At 51.2% G+C, this 19,729-nt stretch carries 18 protein-coding genes; 7 read left to right on the top strand and 11 right to left on the bottom strand.

Annotated features, from left to right (window positions below; translation table 11 throughout):
• Position 1: 1 nt before the first annotated feature.
• Both ligA and zipA read right to left on the bottom strand, forming a co-directional pair.
• A complete protein-coding gene (gene ligA, locus BM191_RS05965) occupies positions 2 to 2,020 on the bottom strand; it encodes an NAD-dependent DNA ligase LigA (RefSeq protein WP_092876113.1) in 2,019 nt (672 codons plus the stop codon).
• A 66-nt stretch (positions 2,021 to 2,086) separates the two neighbouring features.
• Positions 2,087 to 3,079: a cell division protein ZipA gene (zipA, locus tag BM191_RS05960; RefSeq protein WP_092876111.1), complete on the bottom strand. Its 993-nt coding sequence runs from the start codon at positions 3,077 to 3,079 to the stop codon at positions 2,087 to 2,089.
• A gap of 219 nt (positions 3,080 to 3,298) precedes the next feature.
• On the opposite strand from zipA, the gene cysZ reads away from it, so the two are divergent.
• The 5 genes from cysZ to crr all read left to right on the top strand — a co-directional run bounded on the left by cysZ (position 3,299) and on the right by crr (position 8,346).
• Positions 3,299 to 4,072 (top strand): sulfate transporter CysZ, encoded by a 774-nt coding sequence (gene cysZ, locus BM191_RS05955; protein WP_092876109.1) that lies wholly within the window; start codon positions 3,299 to 3,301, stop codon positions 4,070 to 4,072.
• 166 nt (positions 4,073 to 4,238) lie between these two features.
• Positions 4,239 to 5,210: a cysteine synthase A gene (gene cysK / locus BM191_RS05950; protein ID WP_092876107.1), complete on the top strand. Its 972-nt coding sequence runs from the start codon at positions 4,239 to 4,241 to the stop codon at positions 5,208 to 5,210.
• Between the two features lie 378 nt (positions 5,211 to 5,588).
• On the top strand, positions 5,589 to 5,846 hold the full coding sequence (ptsH, locus tag BM191_RS05945; RefSeq protein WP_092876105.1) for a phosphocarrier protein Hpr: 258 nt from the start codon (positions 5,589 to 5,591) through the stop codon (positions 5,844 to 5,846).
• Between the two features lie 225 nt (positions 5,847 to 6,071).
• Complete coding sequence (ptsI, locus tag BM191_RS05940; protein WP_092876103.1) at positions 6,072 to 7,799, top strand: phosphoenolpyruvate-protein phosphotransferase PtsI; 1,728 nt, start codon at positions 6,072 to 6,074, stop codon at positions 7,797 to 7,799.
• A 43-nt stretch (positions 7,800 to 7,842) separates the two neighbouring features.
• Positions 7,843 to 8,346 (top strand): PTS glucose transporter subunit IIA, encoded by a 504-nt coding sequence (crr, locus tag BM191_RS05935; RefSeq protein WP_092876101.1) that lies wholly within the window; start codon positions 7,843 to 7,845, stop codon positions 8,344 to 8,346.
• Positions 8,347 to 8,659: 313 nt separating this feature from the next.
• On the opposite strand, the gene cysM is transcribed toward crr, so the two are convergent.
• From cysM to BM191_RS05890, 8 genes are all read right to left on the bottom strand, one after another.
• Positions 8,660 to 9,541, bottom strand: coding sequence for a cysteine synthase CysM (gene cysM / locus BM191_RS05925; RefSeq protein WP_092876097.1), 882 nt, complete (start codon positions 9,539 to 9,541; stop codon positions 8,660 to 8,662).
• 80 nt (positions 9,542 to 9,621) lie between these two features.
• The gene (gene cysA / locus BM191_RS05920) at positions 9,622 to 10,710 is read right to left on the bottom strand and encodes a sulfate/thiosulfate ABC transporter ATP-binding protein CysA (protein WP_092876095.1); all 1,089 of its coding nucleotides are present in this window, start codon (positions 10,708 to 10,710) and stop codon (positions 9,622 to 9,624) included.
• Entirely contained in the window at positions 10,700 to 11,569 is an 870-nt protein-coding gene (cysW, locus tag BM191_RS05915; protein ID WP_092876092.1) for a sulfate/thiosulfate ABC transporter permease CysW, read from the bottom strand. The genes cysA and cysW overlap by 11 nt, the downstream gene beginning before the upstream one ends.
• Positions 11,569 to 12,405 carry a sulfate/thiosulfate ABC transporter permease CysT gene (gene cysT, locus BM191_RS05910; RefSeq protein WP_092876090.1) on the bottom strand — a complete coding sequence of 279 codons (837 nt, stop codon included), beginning with the start codon at positions 12,403 to 12,405 and terminating at the stop codon, positions 11,569 to 11,571. The genes cysW and cysT overlap by 1 nt, the downstream gene beginning before the upstream one ends.
• Position 12,406: 1 nt before the next feature.
• Positions 12,407 to 13,420, bottom strand: coding sequence for a sulfate ABC transporter substrate-binding protein (locus tag BM191_RS05905; RefSeq protein WP_092876088.1), 1,014 nt, complete (start codon positions 13,418 to 13,420; stop codon positions 12,407 to 12,409).
• A 230-nt stretch (positions 13,421 to 13,650) separates the two neighbouring features.
• Positions 13,651 to 14,268 carry an RpoE-regulated lipoprotein gene (locus BM191_RS05900; protein WP_092876086.1) on the bottom strand — a complete coding sequence of 206 codons (618 nt, stop codon included), beginning with the start codon at positions 14,266 to 14,268 and terminating at the stop codon, positions 13,651 to 13,653.
• Positions 14,269 to 14,332: 64 nt separating this feature from the next.
• A complete protein-coding gene (locus BM191_RS05895; RefSeq protein WP_092876084.1) occupies positions 14,333 to 14,809 on the bottom strand; it encodes a DUF2919 domain-containing protein in 477 nt (158 codons plus the stop codon).
• Between the two features lie 9 nt (positions 14,810 to 14,818).
• Positions 14,819 to 15,244: a GNAT family acetyltransferase gene (locus tag BM191_RS05890; protein WP_092876082.1), complete on the bottom strand. Its 426-nt coding sequence runs from the start codon at positions 15,242 to 15,244 to the stop codon at positions 14,819 to 14,821.
• Positions 15,245 to 15,443: 199 nt separating this feature from the next.
• On the opposite strand from BM191_RS05890, the gene amiA reads away from it, so the two are divergent.
• Entirely contained in the window at positions 15,444 to 16,307 is an 864-nt protein-coding gene (amiA, locus tag BM191_RS05885; protein ID WP_230479519.1) for an N-acetylmuramoyl-L-alanine amidase AmiA, read from the top strand.
• Positions 16,308 to 16,352: 45 nt separating this feature from the next.
• Positions 16,353 to 17,261, top strand: a complete 909-nt coding sequence (gene hemF, locus BM191_RS05880) for an oxygen-dependent coproporphyrinogen oxidase (RefSeq protein WP_092876078.1) — start codon at positions 16,353 to 16,355, stop codon at positions 17,259 to 17,261.
• Between the two features lie 74 nt (positions 17,262 to 17,335).
• On the opposite strand, the gene maeB is transcribed toward hemF, so the two are convergent.
• On the bottom strand, positions 17,336 to 19,615 hold the full coding sequence (maeB, locus tag BM191_RS05875) for an NADP-dependent oxaloacetate-decarboxylating malate dehydrogenase (protein WP_092876076.1): 2,280 nt from the start codon (positions 19,613 to 19,615) through the stop codon (positions 17,336 to 17,338).
• Positions 19,616 to 19,729: the final 114 nt, after the last annotated feature.

Genomic DNA, 19,729 nt, shown 5'->3' with positions numbered 1-19,729 from the left:
ATCAGTCACCCAGAAGGTGTATCATCTGCGCTTCATCAATAACGTCAATCCCCAGTTCTTCAGCTTTTGCTAGCTTAGAGCCTGCAGCTTCCCCGGCAATCAGCAAATCGGTTTTCTTAGAGACGCTGCCACTGACCTTCGCCCCCAGCGCCATCAGACGCGCCTTCGCATCATCACGGGACATGATATTCAGCGAACCGGTCAGAACCACCGTTTTACCGGCAAAGGGACTGTTTATCTCTTCCGGCCTGATGACTTCAACAGCTGGCCAACTGATTCCCGACTCTTCAATCAGCTGGCGAATAACCTCGCGATTGCTCTCTTCATCGATAAAATTACGTACATGGCTTGCAACCACGTTGCCAACCTCAGGCACAGCGATCAAATCCTCAAGTGACGCATTCATCAGTGGCTCCAGAGAGCCAAAATGTGCTGCCAGGTTTTGCGCTGTGGCCTCACCAACTTCCCGAACCCCCAACGCATAAAGAAAGCGCGCCAGGGTAGTATGTTTGGCTTTTTCCAGCGCATTGACCAGATTTTGCGCTGATTTTGGTCCCATTCGATCGAGGCCGGTCATCACACCTGCGGTCAGACGAAACAGATCGGCCGGCGTTTTCACGTACTCTTTTTCCACCAGTTGATCGATTATTTTATCTCCCATACCCTCCACATCCAGTGCACGACGAGAAACAAAGTGCTTCAGCGCTTCTTTACGCTGAGCGCCGCAAATCAGCCCACCAGTGCAGCGTGCGACCGCCTCACCTTCCACTCGCTCAATATCGGAGCCACACACCGGACAGTGTACAGGAAAGACAATTTCACGCGAATCGGCCGGACGATCGTGAGTAATTACACCCACCACCTGGGGAATGACATCGCCTGCCCGGCGAATCGTTACGCGGTCGCCAATACGCAACCCAAGCCGCTCGATTTCATCAGCATTGTGCAAACTGGCATTACTGACCATCACACCGGCAACCTGAACCGGTTCAAGTCGGGCCACCGGCGTGATCGCGCCGGTGCGTCCAACCTGAAACTCCACATCACGCACGGTGGTAATTTGCTCCTGTGCAGCAAATTTAAACGCCACCGCCCACCGCGGAGCGCGGGCGACAAAACCCAGCTCTTCCTGTAAATCCAGTGAATCAACTTTTATCACCACACCGTCAATATCAAAACCAAGCTCGGATCGCTGAACGTCCACCCGCTGATAGAATGCCAGCACCTCTTCTGCGCTGTGGCATAGACGGATGCGATCGCTGACCGGTAGGCCCCACTTTTTAAATTGTTGCAAACGCTGCCAGTGGCTGCGCGGCATCAAACCACCCTCCAGCAGACCTAAGCCATAACAAAAGAAAGTCAGCGGCCGTTTAGCTGTAATGCGCGGATCGAGCTGACGTAGCGATCCCGCAGCGGCATTACGCGGATTCGCAAACACTTTGCTGCCTGTTCGGCGCGCATCGGCATTCAGCTTTTCAAAACCGGCTTGCGGCATAAAGACCTCACCGCGAACCTCAACCCTGGCGGGAATATCATCCCCCTGCAAACGCAGCGGAATGGCACGGATAGTACGGACATTGGCTGTTATATTTTCGCCGGTAGTGCCATCACCGCGCGTCGCCGCACGGGTCAATACACCTCCCTCATAGAGCAGGCTTACCGCTAATCCGTCCAGTTTCAGCTCACAGCAAAAGACAATCTCATCGCTACTTTTAAGACGATCCTGAACACGCTTATTGAACGCCAGATAGCCGGCATCATCGAATACGTTATCGAGCGACAGCATCGGCATTTCATGACGGACCTGCGCAAAAGCAGCCAGCGGTGTCGCGCCAACCCGCTGCGTTGGCGAATCCGGCGTCACCCATTGCGGGTGCTGCTCTTCAAGTTCACGTAATTCACGCATCAGCCGGTCATATTCAGCATCCGGAATTTCTGGGGAATCCAGCACGTGATAAAGGTGCTCATGATGACGCAACGTTTTGCGCAGCTGATTGATCTGATTTTCAATTGAGTGCATAAATTACCATCAGCGATAAAAAACCCCCGACTAGCGGGGGTTCAGTTAATTGAGAGGCCGTTCATCTTATCCGTTTTTTTCAACAACGGCGCGGATTCGCGCTTTGTAGATTTCAAGCTTCTGCGGCGTCATCATACGTCGCTCATCATCCAGAACCACTCCGCCAACGTCGTCAGCGATACGCTGCGCGGATTGTAGCATCAGCTTAAAGTTCTGATTAGCATCGCCATATGACGGTACCATCATGAAAATGGATATACCTGGCGTAGAGAAATCAGACATGGTGTCAGGATTAAACGAACCAGGCTTAACCATGTTGGCAAGGCTGAATAATACCGGCCCGCTTCCTGCCGGATTCAGATGGCGATGGAAAATGTTCATTTCGCCAAACTGGAACCCCGCCTGCAATATTCCCTGTAGCAACGCCTCGCCATTGAGCTCACTGCCTGCGTGCGCTGCAACGTGCAACACCAACACCGTCTCTCTTTCAGTGGATTCCACCGCGTCAGGCGCAGGCTCTTCTTCATGCGTTTTGTGTGCAGAGGCTTCAAGTGTAAACGTAGGCTCTACAGGCGCATGACGATCTACCCTGACATCAGGCTGCGCACTGTTGTAGGGCTCAATATTTTGCTCCGGCACCTCGTCACGGACAAGAGGATCTGAATGCCAGTCGGTTTCCATATCATCCAGCAGCGGATCGCGCGACGGCTGCTTTGACACAGCATACGACGTAAATTGCGCTGTAGCGATATCTGGCGACTGAACTGGTGTTCCGGTGATAGGCCTCACTTTTTTCTGCTGGCGGACTTCACCTCCAGGCTCAGCATGCAGGTGAGGTAGCGGCTCAACGGCCGGCTCTTGACGGCGTACGCGAACTTCCCCTACACCTTCATCGCTTTCCACGACGTCGTATTCCCGCTCTTGCTTGATACGTTTGTGTGGGCGATCGCGAAATACCGTAGAGCGCTCTTTACGGCTGGTCCACAAGCCGTGAAGAAGCAATGCGATTATGGCGATAGCGCCAACAACGATTAATATCAGACGCAAATCCTGCATCATTGTATTCTCTGTTGTTCCAATATCTTGCCACCACGGCAAACTTTATCCTCTAACTGTATTTGCACCGCTTCACAAGTGCAAGTCTGGGCACTATTTTCTCGCAAATAAGATCGACTCAGGCGAGTTTTTTGCTGGTTTTTCACGCAAGTCGCCTCGGACTCACCAGAAAACATAGGATATGATGTAGTTAACCAGATAGATGAAGGAGATTTCGTACTAATGATCAATCGAACTACCTCTGTAAATCCGGGGGGAGCCCACTATTTTTTTCAGGGATGGAAACTTATCCATCAACCCGGTATTCGTCGCTTTGTGCTGCTACCTTTGCTGGTCAATATCGTGCTTATGGGCAGCGCATTTCTTTGGCTGTTCCACAAGCTAAATGTTTGGATAGCGCTTATCATGGCGCACGTTCCCGACTGGCTTCAATGGCTAAGCTACTTACTTTGGCCACTAACCGTAATATCTATTTTATTAGTATTCAGCTATTTCTTCTCAACGTTAACTAACTGGATTGCCGCGCCCTTTTGCGGCTTGCTATCTGAACAACTTGAAGCTCGCTTAACCGGGCAATCACCGCCCGAAACGGGTTGGATAGAGTTAATGAAAAGCACGCCGCATATCTTGCTCCGGGAATGGCAAAAACTCGCCTGGTATTTGCCAAGAGCGCTGGGGTTGTTGATTTTTTATTTAATTCCCGGCCTGGGACAAACGCTGGCACCGGTACTGTGGTTTTTATTCAGTGCCTGGACGCTTGCTATCCAATACTGCGACTATCCATTTGATAATCATAAGGTAGATTTCACGCGCATGCGCAAGGCGTTAAGCCAGTATAAAAGCGATAATATGCAGTTTGGCGCACTGGTCAGCCTGTTTACGTTGATGCCAATTATCAATTTGGTGATCCTGCCAGTTGCTGTTTGCGGCGCTACCGCTATGTGGGTAGATAAATACCGCGCGCAGCTGGGTATCTCGCATACGCGCCACCAGTAAACCTATCCATCTCTCTGCCACCGGGGACAAGCTTTTCGCCATTTATTCCATTTTCTTTTACTTATTGCTGCAATACATATCCATATATGATTTCTTTACTTCCGAAGCAGATCTAGATCAGTATGCTGGTATGGATGTCACTTTTTTATACAGTTAAGGACGGGCAATGAGTAAGATCTATAAAGACAACTCGTTAACAATCGGTCATACCCCGCTGGTTCGACTGAATCACATTGGCAACGGGCGCATCCTGGCTAAAGTAGAGTCACGCAATCCTAGTTTCAGCGTAAAATGTCGCATCGGTGCCAATATGATATGGGATGCAGAAAAGCGCGGTGTTCTCAAGCCTGGTATCGAGCTGGTTGAACCAACCAGTGGCAATACCGGGATCGCTCTGGCCTATGTCGCTGCAGCCCGTGGTTACAAGTTGACGCTGACGATGCCTGAAACCATGAGTGTAGAACGCCGTAAACTCCTTAAGGCACTGGGTGCAAAACTGATACTAACCGAAGGGCCTAAAGGCATGAAAGGGGCTATCGCCAAAGCTGAAGAGTTGGTAGCGCAAAATCCCGAAAATGTCATCATGTTGCAGCAATTCAGCAATCCAGCCAATCCGGAAATTCACGAAAAAACTACTGGTCCGGAGATCTGGGAAGATACTGACGGTGAAGTAGACGTATTTATTGCTGGCGTCGGTACAGGTGGCACGTTAACTGGCGTTAGTCGTTACATAAAAAACGCCAAAGGTAAAAAAGATTTGATTACCGTTGCAGTCGAACCTGATGATTCTCCGGTAATTGCTCAGGCGCTGGCGGGCGAGGAATTAAAGCCCGGCCCGCATAAAATTCAGGGTATCGGTGCTGGTTTTATTCCTGGGAATCTCGATCTTAAGCTGGTCGATAAAGTCGTTGCCGTCAGCAATGAAGACGCTATATCAACCGCTCGCCGGCTGATGGAAGAAGAAGGTATCCTCGCCGGTATATCGTCCGGCGCGGCAGTCGCAGCCGCTCTCAGGCTGCAAGAAGATGACGCCTTTGCCAATAAAAATATCGTCGTTATTTTGCCCTCGTCAGGTGAACGTTATCTGAGTACTGCGCTGTTTGCCGACCTGTTTACAGAAAAAGAGTTACAGCCGTAATGTACCGCGTTCAATTTGTTCAAAAAAGCATCCCCTTGGGTGCTTTTTTTGTGGGCTATGTCATATTTTCACTATAAAACAGATTGCATTTCTAAGGCTGGATTGGTATCTAAGCAGCCAATTATTTTGAAGCGAAAAATTAATAATGACGCCCGAAGTTAATGTTGAAAAGATTTCTGAATTATTCAACGTACACTTTAGGGCACAATAAAAGCCATTGTAGTCAAGCATGACTGTTCGCGACGCTTCATACTTTCAACTGCACGTTTTTCGTTTTGTCTGTCGATCTCGGCAACGCGATGTGATCGGGCTAAAGCAACGCCTTCAGGCTAAACTTTAGATTCTCAACACCAAACCAATTTTATTGGGGAAACACGAATGTTCCAGAAAGAAGTGACTATTACTGCACCTAACGGCCTCCATACCCGCCCGGCAGCCCAGTTTGTTAAAGAAGCTAAAGCATTTCAGTCAGAGATCACTGTCACCTCCAACGGCAAGTCCGCCAGCGCCAAAAGCCTATTTAAGTTGCAGACGCTGGGACTGACTCAGGGTACAGTCGTCACCCTTTCAGCCACTGGTGAAGATGAGCAGCAGGCGATCGAGCACCTGGTCAAGCTCATGGCTGAGTTAGAATAAGTAAGTTCGACTCCAGAACTTACAGCATGGACTGGCCTACCTAATCACCTGGTTAATTGATCGCGGACAGCATGTCCGCGTTGCTGTTTTAGTAAAGTCTAAACGTAACTTGAACAGCGACCTGGCGGTTAGTTTCCCGGTCGTACCGCCATGCAGGGAGGTTAAATTGGTGAATGCACCACTTAACCTCATCAGGTGATTATCAAGATTATAAAAGGTAGGGTTATGATTTCAGGCATTTTAGCATCACCGGGTATTGCTTTTGGCAAAGTGCTTTTGCTGAAAGAAGACGAAATAGTAATTAATCGCAAAAAAATTTCCGCCGATGATACCAATGCGGAAATTAAGCGCTTTCTTGATGCCCGCGCCAAATCCTCAACACAGCTTGAAGCAATAAAAATAAAAGCAGGTGAAACCTTCGGCGAAGAAAAAGAAGCCATCTTCGAAGGGCACATCATGCTTCTTGAAGACGAAGAGTTGGAGCAGGAAATCATCTCTCTGATCAAAGACGAACTAGCCTCCGCCGATGCCGCTACTTTTTCGGTAATTGAAGGTCAGGCGAAAGCGCTTGAAGAGCTGGACGATGAATACCTCAAAGAGCGCGCGACTGACGTACGCGATATCGGTAAACGCCTGCTGCAAAATATCCTTGGGTTGCACATTGTCGACCTCAGTGCTATCCAGGAAGAATCCATTCTCGTGGCGAAAGATTTAACGCCATCTGAAACAGCCCAGCTAAACCTTAAAAAAGTGCTGGGTTTCATTACCGACCTTGGTGGCCGCACATCACATACGTCAATTATGGCCCGATCGCTGGAGCTACCGGCCATCGTCGGTACCGGTAATGTAACCCGCAGCGTCAAAAATGGCGACTTCCTGATACTCGACGGCGTTAACAATCATATTTACGTTAATCCAACCGCCGATAAAATTGACGAGCTGAAAGCAATTCAGAAGCAGTATCAGGAAGAGAAAAATGAGCTGGCCAAGCTGAAAGACCTACCCGCCATTACCCTGGATGGTCATCAGGTTGAAGTCGTCGCGAATATTGGTACGGTTCGCGATATCGCAGGTGCCGAGCGCAACGGCGCAGAAGGTGTCGGTCTGTATCGCACCGAGTTCCTGTTTATGGACCGCGACTCACTGCCAAGTGAAGAAGAGCAGTTCCACGCCTATAAAGCCGTAGCTGAAGGGATGGGCTCGCAAGCGGTTATCGTGCGCACCATGGATATTGGTGGCGATAAAGATTTACCCTATATGAATCTGCCCAAAGAAGAAAACCCCTTCCTTGGCTGGCGAGCCATCCGCATCGCGATGGATCGCAAAGAAATTCTTCATGCTCAGCTTCGCGCTATCCTGCGTGCTTCAGCTTTTGGCAAACTGCGTATCATGTTTCCAATGATTATTTCCGTTGAGGAAGTCCGCTTTTTGAAAAGCGAGCTGGACATGCTCAAAGCGCAGCTGCGTAGCGAAAGCAAAGCTTTTGATGAAAGCATCGAAGTGGGCATCATGGTAGAAACACCCGCCTCGGCAGTCATTGCCCATCATCTGGCAAAAGAGGTCGATTTCTTAAGTATTGGCACCAACGACCTGACGCAGTACACTCTTGCCGTCGATCGTGGCAACGATCTTATCTCGCATCTTTATAACCCGATGTCACCATCGGTACTGACGCTTATTAAGCAGGTTATTGATGCGTCTCATGCTGAAGGTAAATGGACTGGCATGTGTGGTGAGCTGGCCGGAGACGAACGTGCTACACTGTTATTATTGGGTATGGGTCTGGACGAGTTCAGTATGAGTTCGATCTCTATCCCGCGCATCAAGAAAATTATTCGTAATACGACTTTCAAAGATGCAAAGGCATTAGCAGAGCAGGCGCTGACTCAACCTACCTCAGAAGAGTTAATGAATCTGGTCAACAAGTTCATTGAAGAAAAAACACTCTGCTGATACCGCGTGACGCTGACCCAAAATTACAGCTTAGGAGAAAATCATGGGTTTGTTTTCTAAACTTTTTGGCGATAAATCGGATAGCACATCAGGCACCATAGAGATCGTCGCACCGTTATCAGGCGAAATAGTAAACATTGAAGACGTTCCGGACGTAGTGTTTGCCGAAAAGATCGTCGGAGATGGCATTGCGATTAAACCCTCCGGAAACAAAATGGTTGCACCCGTAGACGGTACGATTGGCAAAATTTTTGAAACTAACCATGCTTTCTCGATCGAGTCGGACAATGGCATTGAGCTGTTCGTGCACTTCGGCGTTGATACCGTAGAACTGAAAGGCGAAGGCTTTAAGCGTATTGCGGAAGAAGGTCAGAAGGTCAGCAAAGGTGACGTGGTTATCGAGTTCGATTTACCACTGCTCGAAGATAAAGCCAAGTCAACGCTGACACCGGTGGTCATTTCTAACATGGATGAGATAAAAGAGCTGGTTAAGCTGTCTGGCTCCGTCACCCTCGGTGAAACACCGGTGATTCGTATTAAGAAGTAAGCTATCACCAGACATAATGACGGCACCTGTAAAAGGTGCCTTTTTTTCGCTGAACGAAAAATCTGTGAGAAGGCGGTGGTAAATAGCCCTCCTCCCTGCTAACACCGCGATTGCCGATGCTGTTTGTAAATCAACGCTATATCGGACTGCTTTATGTTCAAGAGCATAGTGATTATCGTCAAACTGTAATCCCACCAAAAAAACTGACTGACCAAAATAAAAGTCGATCAAAAGCAAAAAATGTTCCCCGGTGTCACCCGCTAATCAGCCGGTTTTTCCGTTCTTCTTATCGTCCGCCGCAGCAATAGAGGGCTTAGCTGAAGACACCGGTCGACAGGTAGCGATCGCCACGATCGCAAATAATAGCAACGATTTTGCTCTCCGGTAGCGCATGCGCAATTCGCAGCGCACCGGCAACCGCTCCGCCAGAGCTGACACCACAGAAGATACCTTCGCGGCGGGCAAGCTGACGCATGATGTCTTCTGCCTCACACTGGCCGATATCAAGAATGTCATCCACCAGTTCGGGGCGAAAAATGCCAGGCAAATAAGCTTGTGACCAGCGGCGGATGCCCGGAATATTGCTACCTTCTGCAGGTTGCAGGCCAACTATTTGCACGCGGTCACTCTGCTCTTTCAGATAGCGCCCCACACCGGTAATAGTGCCGGTCGTCCCCATACAGGAAACAAAATGCGTCAGTACACCGCAGGTTTGTTGCCAGATTTCAGGACCTGTGGTCAGATAATGCCCGAGCGGATTATCAGGGTTATTAAACTGATCGAGCACTTTTCCTTCCCCACGCGCGGCCATCTCCCGGGCCAGGTCTCTCGCGCCCTCCATACCGCGCTCACGGGGAACCAGAATAAGCTCTGCGCCATAGGCTGCCATCGCCACACGCCGCTCTTCGCTCATATTGTCAGGCATCAACAGACGCAGTTTATAGCCCTTCATCGCCGCGATCATCGCCAGCGCAATACCCGTATTGCCGCTGGTAGCCTCAATCAGCGTATCGCCGGGTTTGATTTCATGCCGCACCTCACCCTGCTGGATCATCGACAATGCCGCCCGGTCTTTGACCGAACCGGCGGGATTATTGCCTTCAAGTTTTACCCAGATTTCGCTGCCATTATCCGGCGTCAGGCGCTGTAGCTGAACCAGGGGAGTACTGCCAACAGTTTTTTCAAGCGTCGTCACGTTAAGTTCCTGACAAACAAAATAGGCGGATAAAAAAAGGCCAGGCAAAACCTGACCTCCATTCGATACAAAAGAAAATATCAGGCACTTTGCGCAAAGGCAACCTGACGTAAAGGGGTTTCATCGTGATAAACCCGCGCCTGTTTCATGCCCACGTAAAACGTTTCACCGCGAAGAGGCGCAAGCTGCGAACCATCAAATATCACGCTAAACGGATCGGCATGCCAACCTTGCGGCTGAAGCTGAAGCTGCCAGAAGTGTCCTTTCGGACTGACTTCAACCACCCGCGCCGGTAGGGGCGTATCAGGGGTGTTCTGTCGGCTGACGTCGACCTCCCAAGGACGCAGGAAGAGATCGACACGATCTTGCCAGTCTGGTGTGTAACCTAGCGGCCAGTGCTGACCACCAACGGAAAATTGCGACCCCCGCACCAGGCCATCAAAGCGATTAACCTCACCGAGAAACTCCAGTACGAAGCGAGTCGCTGGCTCGCTCCACACCTCCTGCGGTGTGCCTGTCTGTTCAATGTGCCCATGGCTCATCACCACCACGCTATCTGCCACTTCCATCGCTTCTTCCTGATCGTGAGTAACGAAAACGCTGGTAAACTTGAGTTCCTCGTGCAGCTGACGCAGCCAGCGGCGCAGCTCTTTGCGCACCTGCGCATCCAACGCACCGAAAGGCTCGTCGAGAAGCAAAATCTGTGGCTCGACCGCCAGCGCCCGAGCCAAAGCTACGCGCTGTTTCTGTCCACCAGAGAGCTGGGCCGGATAGCGATTTGCCAGCTGCGACAGCTGAACCATGTCTAAAAGCTGCATAACCTTTTGCCGGATAACCGTAGCGCCGGGACGTGTACGTCGCGGCATCACCGTCAAACCAAAAGCAATATTATCGAACACCGTCATGTGACGAAAAAGCGCGTAATGCTGAAATACAAAGCCGACATGACGTTCACGGGCATGCAGCCGGGTAACATCGTTACCGTGAAAGCTCAGCCCGCCCCGCGTTAGACTTTCCAGGCCGGCAATAATACGCAGCAGCGTGGTTTTCCCCGAGCCTGACGGGCCAAGTAACGCAACCATTTGACCTGAGGGTATATCCAGCGAAATATCATGCAGTACTTTCGTTGCACCAAAAGCTTTGCTGATATGATTGATTTCAATACTCATTACTCATCTCCTGCTGCAAACGCTGTCGCTGGTTTTCCAGGCGCCACTGCAGTGCGCTTTTCAGAAACAGTGTCAGGATCGCCATCAGGGTCAACAAGGCCGCAGCAGTAAAAGCGCCCACGGTGTTGTAATCCTGATGCAATAATTCAACCTGAAGTGGCAACGTATAAGTCTCACCGCGTACCGCGCCTGAAACCACCGATACCGCGCCGAATTCACCAATCGCCCGGGCGTTAGTGAGCACCACGCCATACAGCAAAGCCCAGCGAATATTGGGTAGTGTCACCCTACGGAACATCTGCCAGCCAGAGGCCCCCAGCAGCACCGCAGCTTCATCCTCGTGGCTCCCCTGACTTAGCATAACTGGAACCAGCTCGCGCACCACAAAAGGACAAGTAACGAATACCGTCACCATAACGATACCCGGCCAGGAAAACATGAGTTGAATATTGTGCACATCCAGCCACCCACCCACGGGCCCATTAACCCCCCAGAATAACAGATAGATTAATCCCGCCACCACAGGTGAGACGGCGAACGGGATATCAAAAAGCGTCAGCATCAGCTGGCGGCCAGGGAAGTTAAAGCGCGTCACCAGCCATGCCAGCAGCGTACCAAAAACCAGGTTAACGGGAACGGTAATCAGCGCAACCAGCACCGTCAGCCAGATAGCATGTAGCATATCCTGATCACCGAGGTTTACTAGCGCCTCTCCCAACCCGTGATTCAGCGCCTCAACAAAAATTGATACTAGCGGTACCACTAGCAGCAATAGCGACAGGAGGATACCGAGGATAATCAACGCCCCCCTACCCCAGTTAATTCGGCTGCGGATTACAATTCTGGCACTATCGGTCATCAGTGCCCCCCGAGGCGTCGGCCGAAACGGCTTTGTAACGTGTTAATGGCAAACAGCAGCAGCAGCGACGCGGCCAGAATAACTGACGCGATAGCACTGGCCGCCGGGTAGTCAAACTCCTGCAAACGAACAAAGATCATCAGCGACGTCACCTCCGTTTTCCAGGCAATATTACCGGCGATAAAAATCACCGCACCAAACTCCCCCAGGCTGCGGGTAAATGAGAGCGCAGTTCCTGCCAGTAGCGCCGGAGTAAGCTCAGGCAGCACAACGCGACGGAAACTTTGCCAGGGCGTGGCTCCGAGCGTTTCTGCCGCTTCTTCATACTCCGGCCCCAGCTCCTCAAGCACCGGCTGTACCGTCCGCACCACGAAGGGGACGCTGGTAAACGCCATCGCTAGCGCGATACCAAGCCATGTATAAGAAATTTTCAGACCGAACCATGTGTATAATCCGCTGCCAAGCCAGCCATTGATGGAGAAAAGACCGGCCAGCGTCAGGCCTGCAACTGCGGTCGGCAATGCAAATGGCAGATCCATCAGACCATCCAACAACCTGCGTCCTGGGAAGCGATAACGCGTTAAGATCCACGCCATGAGCATACCGAAAAGGGCATTGAACAGTGAGGCCACACCGGCGGCAAGTAACGTGACCTGATAAGCCGCAACGATCTGCGGCTGGGTGATCACCTGCCAGTATTGCGCCAGCGTCATCTGCGATAGCTGCATCAACAGCGCGCTCAGCGGGAGTAGCAGAATCAGGCAGATAAAAAACAGACTACTGCCAAGACTGATGCCGAATCCCGGTAAAACGCGTTTCCCGCTGCCTGATACCATCTTAATGTCCTGCTGCTAACAGTTTTTCCAGCTCACCACCGCTGGCAAAATGGGTATTCATCACCTGATCCCAGCGACCAAACTGATCTTCAACCCTGAACAGCTGAGTTGGCGGGAAGCGACTTCTATTTTCCGCCATTAACACCGGATTATTCACCCGATAATAAAAGTCAGTCATAATCTTTTGTGCAACAGGGGAATAGAGGTAGTTAAGGTAGGCTTTTGCCACCGGCCTGGTATTGTTGCGCTCGACGTTTTTATCAATCCAGGTCACTGGAAACTCTGCGAGAATATTGTTTTTCGGCACCACGACTTCATAACCCTGGTCGGCATACCGATTACTGATGGTATTCACCTCTGACTCAAAGCTTATCAGCACATCACCCAGTCCACGATCGACAAACGTTGTTGTGGCACCGCGGCCACCGGTATCAAAAACCACCACGTTTTTTAGAAATTGCGTCATAAACTGCCGGGTTTTAGCCTGATCCCCACCGTCAGCCTGGCTGGTGACACCCCATGCGGCCAGCCACGTATAGCGGCCGTTACCAGAAGTTTTAGGGTTGGGGAAAACCAGCTTTACGTCACGTTTAACCAGGTCGCTCCAGTCGTGAATATTTTTAGGGTTACCCTTACGAACCAAAAACGCCATCGTCGAGTAAAACGGCGAGCTGTTATTCGGCAGGCGCAGCTGCCAGTCGGCGGGGATAAGATTTCCGCGATCGTGCAGTATCTGCACATCCGTAACCTGATTATAAGTCACTACGTCAGCTTTCAGCCCTTGTAATATGGCTAAAGCCTGTTTCGAAGAGCCGGCATGAGATTGCTTAATCGTGAGTTTGTCATCAGGATGCTGCGCATCCCATTGCTTTTCAAAAGGGGCGTTAAGTGCGACAAACAATTCGCGCGCCACGTCATAGGAGCTATTGAGTAATTCTGTTGCCTTAACGCTACCAACCAGCATGAGTGTTAAAGCCGTAGCCTTGGCTATTCTTTTTATCGTTATCTGCGACATTTTACACCCTGTGTGAGTTTGGCTGGTTGTATCAGGATGCCAGTTTATTTATAACACAGGGGAAAGTCGTAACGGTTTTATATACTTTTTAGTGATTTAAAAGCGTAAAACGCTATAAGTCACCGGCATCAGATAGGCGATGGCTCAATGACAAGCAGTCGTCCTTTGCAACCGGGCAGCCCGCATGAGCAATTGCATACCACCCGATCATCACAGATTAAGAGCGATGTTCAGCTCTGCCAGATAATTTTATTGAGACGCCACTTTTTCAGGGTTGCGTTATCGGGCATTAAGCCTTCCGGGCCGTGCCACTCACCGGTAAATTGGTACCATATGTGCTGACTGCCCGGCGCCCGACAGCGCACGTCGCTACCGTCACGATAGCCCGCAAGTTTACAGGCGCCAAATGCTTCGCTGTACAGCGTACTGAAAGGCGCTCCAAGCGCTACGCCGCCGGGTCCACTTACGTTGTCGTCCATTACGACAATCTGGTTAACATGGGTCTGGCCGCTAACTACCAATTTCAGCTTGCCCTCACTGAGCGCCTGCCAAAACGTCACCACCTTCTCTCCGTCGCTACGCATCCCTTTACGCAGGTGATAATCGCCGTCCAGGCCTTTGTTTATGGCCTCTTCAGTCATTGGCGTGGCGGCTGTAATCTTGCCAACTCCCTGTTCAGTAACCTGCAAAGAAGGGCCGAACCAGCTGACCGGGTTAAGCGCCGACCAGTGCCATGACAGCGGGTTATACCAGCTGGTGCTGTCTGGTGAGGTCGTTGATACGCCGGAACCGGCGCATCCGGACAGCAGCATGGCGGCACAAAGAGGCGCGAGGGAAACAGACTTCATGAATACTCCTTTCTATCAGAGGCGCGATCGCCGAACTGCTTTGAGTTTGCCGGCGATAAAAAGTTTACTCCACATGATTTAAGCGCGGATTAAAACAGTCGCGCAAGCGACGATCTAACACCAGCCAGGCCAGTCCCAGCAGATCAGCGATGCTCGTCATTATCATCCAGGGTGTAACCAGCGTCATATCCTGACTGGCAGCCAGGCACTGCTGGAGAAAAGAGGCCAATAACGAAATAGCCAGAACCCAGCGCCAGCATTGCCAGAAGCGAGGGAAGCGTTGCCAGAAGCGAGGGAAGCGTTGCCGCCAGCCACTGAGTAAAAAGCCAACCGCAGCCGGAACACCCCATATCAGACCCACGCCCAGATCGCCAGGATCAGGATAAAACAGCGCCAGAATAGCGCTGGCCTGCTGATGGGAGGTATCGGCCAGCACAAACAGAACCCAGCTACGCGCCTGCAACAGCAAAATCAACCAATAGGATAAAGGGAGCCTGAGTTGCCCTTTGGCATCCCAGACATCGGGCGGGTATTTCAGCATAATGAGGAATTAATACTCACGATCTTCGATCAAACGCTTACCGAGAGTGACGCTGTCCAGCGTGTCATAATCCAGTTTTTCGTAGAAGCCGATGACTGCATCATTTTCCTGACGCACCAGTAGGGTGATCTTGGGACAGCCACGCGCGATCAGTTTTTTCTCCAGACGATTGACCAGCGCATTTGCAATACCGCGACCGCGATAATCCGGATGTACACCAAGATAGTAGGCGGAGCCGCGGTGACCGTCATAGCCGCCCATCAGGCTACCGACTATTTCACCATTAACCACAGCGACCAGAAACAGATCGGGGTCATAACTCATCTTGCGTTCAATATCCAGCTCCGGGTCGTTCCACGGACGCAGCAGATCGCAGCGGTCCCACAAAGTGATAACCTCTTCAAAATCGTCCTGCTGAAACGCACGGATTTCCATAGCTTATATCCTGTTAAGTCGCAGATTCAGCTGATTATCACGCATTCTTGCCGATGCGCAAGTTTCGCACGTCACCGGGATAAAAAAACACGCTATTCTCCAGCTGAAATAAAAAGTAAATGCCTGAAATACACCGGATGTCGCGTAATCCTTAATGTTACGATATAACAATGGGCAGTATTTATTAGTGGACGCCATTGTGAAACCGATTAAATCTCTTACGCCTCTTGTTTCGCGCCGTCAGCTGCTGTTATGCGGCCTGGCACTCGCACTCACCGGAACAAAATCTGTTTTTGCTGCTGCTGAAGGCTCCCGCCCACGGCTGTCAGGCTATCATAACTACCCCAAACGCACCGTTCCTGGCAGGAAAAGAATTGTCATGATCGACCCTGGACACGGCGGTATCGATCCCGGCGCGATTGGCGAAGAGGGGTCGGAGGAAAAACATGTGGTGCTGGAGATTGCCCGCTATGTCCGCATGCTGTTGCAACATCATCCTACGATTGAAGCCATGCTGACCCGGGACAGCGACCATTTTATTCCGTTATATGAACGCGTGGAGATTGCCCATCGCCACGGTGCCAATCTGTTTATGTCAATCCACGCCGATGGATTCACCAGCCCGATCGCACACGGCGCTTCCGTTTTTGCCCTTTCCACCCGGGGAGCCAGCAGCACAATGGCGAAATATCTTGCCAATCGGGAAAACTCGGCAGACAGGTTTGGCGGTGCGCAGGTAGAGGCAAAAGATCGCTACTTGCAAGAAATCATATTCGATCTGGTGCAGACCAACACCATAAAAAAAAGCCTCACGCTGGGCAAGCATGTGCTTAATCAGATAAGGCCCATTCACCACCTGCACAGCCAGCACACCGAACAGGCCGCTTTCGCGGTGCTGAAATCACCGTCGATCCCCTCGGTATTAGTGGAAACGTCATTTATTACTAACCCACAGGAAGAGCGACTGCTGGATACCTCCGTTTTCAGACAGAAAATTGCCGGGGCGATTGTTGACGGCATTATTGGCTTTTTTAACGAAGTCGACGGCGTCCACAGACGATAAAATAGCGTATACTCGGCAAGTCATTTTATAGTAAGCAAGGCCACTATGAGTTCTCCCAATATCATCAGGGTTAAACAATTTCTGCTGCAGCTACAGGAAGATATTTGTCAGCAGCTCGCCGATGAAGACGGTAAAGCCGAATTTCACGAAGACAGTTGGACACGTGCGGATGGTGGCGGTGGACGCAGCCGTGTTTTGCATCAGGGCGCGGTTTTTGAGCAGGCCGGGGTCAACTTCTCTCACGTCCACGGCGATCAGATGCCGGCCTCTGCTACGGCTCATCGTCCGGAGCTGGCAGGCCGCAGTTTTGAGGCGCTAGGGGTATCGCTGGTGGTTCATCCCGAGAATCCCTATGTGCCGACCAGCCATGCTAACGTGCGATTTTTTATCGCGGAAAAGCCGGGGGCTGAGCCGGTATGGTGGTTTGGCGGTGGTTTTGACCTGACCCCGTTTTATGGCTTCACAGAAGATGCTCAGCACTGGCACCGTACCGCTCATCAGCTCTGCCAGCCATTCGGGGGTGACCTCTATCCACGCTATAAAAAATGGTGCGATGAATATTTCCATTTACCCCACCGTAACGAACAGCGTGGCATCGGCGGCCTGTTTTTTGACGATATGAGCACCCCGGATTTCGACAACTGCTTTAATTTTACAAAAGCGGTGGGACAAGGATTTATTGCCGCATACCGGCCAATTGTTGCCCGTCGTAAACACTGTACCTGGGGTCAGCGCGAGCGACAGTTTCAGCTTTACCGGCGGGGCCGCTACGTTGAATTCAATCTTGTATGGGATCGCGGAACGCACTTTGGTCTGCAAACCGGCGGGCGAACAGAGTCAATTCTGATGTCTATGCCACCGCTGGTGCGTTGGGAATATGATTATCAGCCGCAGCCAGGCTCAGAGGAAGCCAGGCTATACAGCGAATTTTTGCCAGTAAAAGAGTGGGTTTGACACATCCCTGATAATGTCTCCAGCCCGTCCTTTGCCCGGAGCATCATGTCAACGGTCAACCCAGCAGCGACAGGTTATAGCGGGGCGATTTGCGCCTCAACGACCGCCAGCGCTACCATGTTTACAATGCGACGCACTGAGGCTATTGGCGTCAGAACATGTACGGGGCTGGCCATGCCCATCAGCACTGGCCCCACCGTCACCCCGTCGGAGCAGGAAACGCGTAGCAAATTGTAACTGATACGCGCCGCCTCCATGTTCGGCATAATAAGCAGATTTGCCGACCCTTTTAGCGGGCTGTCCGGCATCAGATCCCTACGGATGCTTTCCAGCAGAGCGGCATCGCCATGCATTTCACCATCCACTTCCAGCTCCGGCGCCCGCTGCTGAATCAACGCCAGCGCCTCTCGCATTTTTCGCGCGGAGGGTCCATCAGAACTACCAAAGCTGGAGTGAGACAGCAGCGCCACCCGCGGCTCGATACCGAAGCGGCGTACCGTCTCCGCCGCTAGCAACGTCAGCTCTGCCAGCTGCTCGGCACTGGGATCGGCATTAACATAGGTATCGGCGATAAACGTATTCCCCCCCGGCAGCAGTAACGCGTTCATCGCCCCGGCAACTTTTTGCTGCTTGCGGTAGCCAAATACGTTCTCCAGCACCCGAAAATGTTCGTGATAATCACCGATGGTGCCACAAATCAGCGCATCCGCTTCGCCACGATGAACCATAATCGAACCAATCAGCGTAGGATTGCCAATAAGCGCACGCTGTGCCTGTTCGGCAGTAACACCCCGCCGCTTCATGATTTGGTAATATTCGTTCCAGTAAGCCTTGAAGCGCGAATCGGATTCATTATTGACTACTTCAAAATCTTTACCCGGCTGAATTTTCAAACCCTGTTTTTTCAGACGCATTTCAATAACGCCGGGACGACCAATCAGCACCGGCTTTGCCAGACCAAGACTAATCAGCTCCTGAGTGGCATGCAGGATACGAATATCCTCCCCCTCCGCCAGTACGACCCTTTTGGGCTCCTTACGTGCCTGAGCGAAAATGGGTTTCATAAACAGATTGGTTTTATAGACAAATTCCGCCAGCTTGTCTTTGTAGGCTTCCATATCCTTAATTGGGCGCGTTGCTACGCCAGAATCCATTGCCGCCTGCGCTACCGCGGGTGCAATCTGGGCGATTAAACGCGGATCAAACGGTTTGGGGATCAGGTACTCAGGCCCGAAGGTCAGATCCTGATCGACATACGCCGATGCAACCACATCGCTCTGCTCCGCCTGTGCCAGCCCGGCAATAGCATTAACCGCAGCCAGCTTCATCTCTTCGTTGATCGCCGTTGCACCGACATCCAGCGCACCACGAAAAATGAATGGAAAGCACAGCACGTTATTTACCTGATTCGGATAATCCGAACGTCCGGTGCAGATGATGGCATCAGGGCGAACTTCTTTTGCCAGTGGCGGCAGAATTTCAGGCTGAGGATTTGCCAGCGCCAGAATTAGCGGATCGCGTGCCATCCGCTTAACCATCAGTTGATTGAGCACACCGGGGCCAGAGCAGCCGAGGAAAATATCTGCGTTTTCAATAACCTCTTCCAGCTTACGCTTACCTGTATCCGCCACGGCATAGGCGGCTTTGGTCTCCGCCATGTTCTTTTCACGTCCCTGATAAATCACGCCTTTAGAGTCGCACACAGTGATATTGTGCTTTTTCATCCCCATCGTAACCAACAGATTCATACAAGCTATCGCAGAAGCGCCGGCACCCGATACCACCAATCGCACATCCGATAGCGTCTTTTTAACCACTTTCAGACCGTTAAGCACCGCTGCACAGCAAATGATCGCCGTGCCATGCTGATCGTCATGAAACACCGGAATATTCATGCGCTCGCGCAGTTTTTTTTCAATGTAGAAACATTCCGGTGCCTTAATATCTTCAAGATTGATACCGCCAAATGTCGGCTCCAGCGCCGAAACGACCTCAATGAATTTGTCGGGGTCGTTCTGGTCGACTTCAATATCAAAGACATCAATACCCGCAAACTTTTTAAACAGCACGCCCTTGCCTTCCATCACAGGCTTACCCGCCAGTGCGCCAATATTTCCCAGGCCAAGCACTGCCGTACCGTTCGAAATCACTGCCACCAGATTACCGCGTGCAGTGTATTTATAGGCTGCCTGTGGATCATCGGCAATTTCCAGACAGGGTGCAGCCACGCCTGGTGAATAAGCCAGCGCAAGATCGCGCTGCGTAGCCAGAGGTTTAGTTGGGATGACCTGAATCTTCCCTGGAACCGGATACTGATGAAAGTCCAGTGCACTCTGGTTCAGTTGATCGTCCATTTGCTACTCCTGTTATCGTTTTGGCCTGGTTGATAACTATAGAAGCTAAACAATGTCATAAACGTCGACAGAGCGCGAAAAATGAGAACACAAAAGTAATATTTGAACTTTGCT

The sequence above is a fragment of the Izhakiella capsodis genome, from assembly GCF_900115045.1.
Lineage (GTDB): Bacteria > Pseudomonadota > Gammaproteobacteria > Enterobacterales > Enterobacteriaceae > Izhakiella > Izhakiella capsodis.
This window is presented reverse-complemented; position numbering and strand designations above follow the sequence as displayed.

Excerpts from the sequence above, each read along its gene's own strand:
- BM191_RS05905 (WP_092876088.1), bottom strand. The coding sequence starts at position 13,420 with ATGTCGCAGATAACGATAAAAAGAATAGCCAAGGCTACGGCTTTAACA.
- cysK (WP_092876107.1), top strand. The coding sequence starts at position 4,239 with ATGAGTAAGATCTATAAAGACAACTCGTTAACAATCGGTCATACCCCG.
- BM191_RS05895 (WP_092876084.1), bottom strand. The coding sequence starts at position 14,809 with ATGCTGAAATACCCGCCCGATGTCTGGGATGCCAAAGGGCAACTCAGG.
- maeB (WP_092876076.1), bottom strand. The coding sequence starts at position 19,615 with ATGGACGATCAACTGAACCAGAGTGCACTGGACTTTCATCAGTATCCG.
- cysW (WP_092876092.1), bottom strand. The coding sequence starts at position 11,569 with ATGACCGATAGTGCCAGAATTGTAATCCGCAGCCGAATTAACTGGGGT.
- cysA (WP_092876095.1), bottom strand. The coding sequence starts at position 10,710 with ATGAGTATTGAAATCAATCATATCAGCAAAGCTTTTGGTGCAACGAAA.
- zipA (WP_092876111.1), bottom strand. The coding sequence starts at position 3,079 with ATGATGCAGGATTTGCGTCTGATATTAATCGTTGTTGGCGCTATCGCC.
- BM191_RS05900 (WP_092876086.1), bottom strand. The coding sequence starts at position 14,268 with ATGAAGTCTGTTTCCCTCGCGCCTCTTTGTGCCGCCATGCTGCTGTCC.
- cysZ (WP_092876109.1), top strand. The coding sequence starts at position 3,299 with ATGATCAATCGAACTACCTCTGTAAATCCGGGGGGAGCCCACTATTTT.
- cysT (WP_092876090.1), bottom strand. The coding sequence starts at position 12,405 with ATGGTATCAGGCAGCGGGAAACGCGTTTTACCGGGATTCGGCATCAGT.
- BM191_RS05890 (WP_092876082.1), bottom strand. The coding sequence starts at position 15,244 with ATGGAAATCCGTGCGTTTCAGCAGGACGATTTTGAAGAGGTTATCACT.
- ptsI (WP_092876103.1), top strand. The coding sequence starts at position 6,072 with ATGATTTCAGGCATTTTAGCATCACCGGGTATTGCTTTTGGCAAAGTG.
- ligA (WP_092876113.1), bottom strand. The coding sequence starts at position 2,020 with ATGCACTCAATTGAAAATCAGATCAATCAGCTGCGCAAAACGTTGCGT.
- ptsH (WP_092876105.1), top strand. The coding sequence starts at position 5,589 with ATGTTCCAGAAAGAAGTGACTATTACTGCACCTAACGGCCTCCATACC.
- crr (WP_092876101.1), top strand. The coding sequence starts at position 7,843 with ATGGGTTTGTTTTCTAAACTTTTTGGCGATAAATCGGATAGCACATCA.
- hemF (WP_092876078.1), top strand. The coding sequence starts at position 16,353 with ATGAGTTCTCCCAATATCATCAGGGTTAAACAATTTCTGCTGCAGCTA.